The sequence below is a fragment of the Salinibacterium sp. genome, assembly GCF_031364185.1.
Taxonomy (GTDB): domain Bacteria; phylum Actinomycetota; class Actinomycetes; order Actinomycetales; family Microbacteriaceae; genus Rhodoglobus.
Map to the genome: position 1 here is coordinate 1 of NZ_JANLVV010000125.1, position 2,318 is coordinate 2,318.

General features: G+C 60.0%; 2 protein-coding genes. Both read right to left on the minus strand.

Annotated features, from left to right (window positions below):
• Positions 1–401: 401 nt before the first annotated feature.
• Entirely contained in the window at positions 402–1,046 is a 645-nt protein-coding gene (locus RMN95_RS05580; RefSeq protein WP_309615959.1) for a hypothetical protein, read from the minus strand.
• Between the two features lie 61 nt (positions 1,047–1,107).
• Positions 1,108–2,318 (minus strand): P-loop ATPase, Sll1717 family (locus RMN95_RS05585; protein WP_309615960.1); only part of this gene is annotated, 1,211 nt, incomplete at its 5' end.

Consider the following 2,318-nt stretch of genomic DNA (forward strand, 5'->3'; position numbering starts at 1 on the left):
TCGGGACAGTCGGGCCCCGCGCAACCTCCCCCCAGTCCCAAACGCCCGTCCTTATGCCCTGGCCGCGTCACAGCATCCATCGCATGACTCCCGGCACCTGCCCACCCGGTTGGGCGACGTATGGCAGATGTATGGCACATCCCGCACGGCGTCAGTCCCGGGATGCCCCGGCGCTCCGCCACGTAGTTGAACCACCCGCGGCGGAATGCGCAGTTACGCAGCACCGAACCGGATGTAGAGCTCACGAGGACGTCATCGTTCAAGCTCTTCTCTTCAACATGGATAGAGACCTGCTCAAGGCTGAACTCCGGCACCACGATCGACCACTCCTCGTAGTCTTTGGGGCTCGGCTCCTCCATGTGGCTGTCGACCTAAACCATCGTCGTGCGCACCTCGATGCGTCATCGACGGAAGTCGAGGTCGCACATGCGCAGTCCGGACAGTTCGCCCCACCGCAGCCCGGTGTACGCGAGCACGAGAATCAACAAGCCGAACCCCTCCCCTGCAGGTTTCGCCTCTACGGCCTCGGCGAGCGCTGCAACTTGCTCGTGGGTAAGAAACTTCTTGTGCGACTTCGACTGCCTCGGCAGGTTTAGCCGCACCGCTGCGTTCACCGGGCGACGCCCGTCGTCGACCGCGAGTTGTAGGCCGGCAGGGAGCAAGTTGACGATCTTCCTCACCGAGTCGGGACTCTGCGTGGCGGTGAGCTTCGAGGCCCATAGCTGAGCGTCGAAGCGGGTCATGTCGCCTATGGCGATCGCCCCGAGACTCGGGACGATGTGCAGCCGGACGACGCCTTCGAGCCGGTCGAACGTCGAGCGGCGCAAGTCGGTGCGGGTCTCGACCCACTTGTTCATCCAGTCGCCGATGCTCACGCGAGCACGAGTTGGGTCGATGTAGCGGCCGCTATTCTTCGCGACCTCGACGGAAGCGAGGAACAGCTCCGCGTCGCGTCTGGTGCGGAACCCGCGCTTGTCGGTCTGGCTATGGTCCGGCTTCCGATAGCGGCGCCCGCCCGACGCATCATACGTAGTGACGCTACCCACGAAATGACCTGCCCTCCTCGATACCCACACGGAACACTCCGCCACCGACACTGCTGACGCCTTAGGATCCAGCCTCCGCCGTGCCGTCGTCCAAAGTGATATCGACGATCGATTGATCGTGAATATCATCATCGCGAACTTCCAGATAACGTCTGAATGCGGGATGCACCCGGAATCTCTCTGGGAGACCGGCCTTGTCCGCAACACGCTTTGCTACCTTCATCTGTCGGCGGGCCGACGTCTCGCCTTCAACATGCTTGAAAGCGCCAGGACTGACCTCTAGTCCTAGGAACGAACTTCGAACCAACCAGTCACGGATCTGGTCTCTGTTCTCGTATTGCTGCAGCAAGTCGTTGAGCTCGCCTATGGTGAGAGTTGAATCAACACCTGCGAACTCGTATAGAGCTTCTTCGAGGTCGAACCCCTCGGCTTCGCTTTCGACGAGCAATGCCTCCACGGCGAACCGCGAGTATTGCTCCTCGGCGAAGATTATGTCGTCTTCGCCAATGATCCGGTGCTTCCGGTTGATCGCGGTTTTGAGAGCCTCGTTGGCGAAGTAAATGAAGTCGCGTGGGCGCGGGAGGGTCCGCCACAGGAAATAGTCACGAGTCGTCATGCCATGAACGTCAGGGCCGAACACCTCCGACCACATATCGAATGTCTTCGACGCCTTCCGCGATCGATTGGCAGCGTAACGTTCCTCCAGCACTCGAACTAACAACTCATGGTCATGCCAGTAGACGGATAGGACCCGAATCTTGTCTGGCTCTCGCGCGTACTTGGATATGGCGTCATAAATGTCTGTGCGAAGAAACACGGTCAGGGTGACGTTTACGGGCGCGGCGCCGCCCACTGGCTTTGCGAAGTCCTTCTCCACCCTGCCGATGGCCGTTAGGAGGGACAGCAGAAATTTCGACATCACCTCGTAGTCGGCACCCCGCTCCCATGCCTTGTCTAAATTGTCGATCAGGACCGCGACGCGCTTGAAGTCCTTGAGCGTCAAAAGGATGAGGTCTCGAAGGCGCGCGAGCCTGTGTGAGCGCAACTGGCGACTGATGAAGGCCTGAATGGTTTCGCCGTCACGACGCGCATCCGCAGTGAGCGCCAGAACCGCGGACTCAAGTCGCGTGGAAAGATCATCCGTCAGATTTACACCCAATGATTCGAGCTCAGCCTGAAGGTCTTGCAGAGCCTGATTTGTGCCTCCGCCAGCGGGCTTCTCGGACGCGTAGCTCACCGTCCGCACAGCTATTTCCGTATACAAGAGATAGG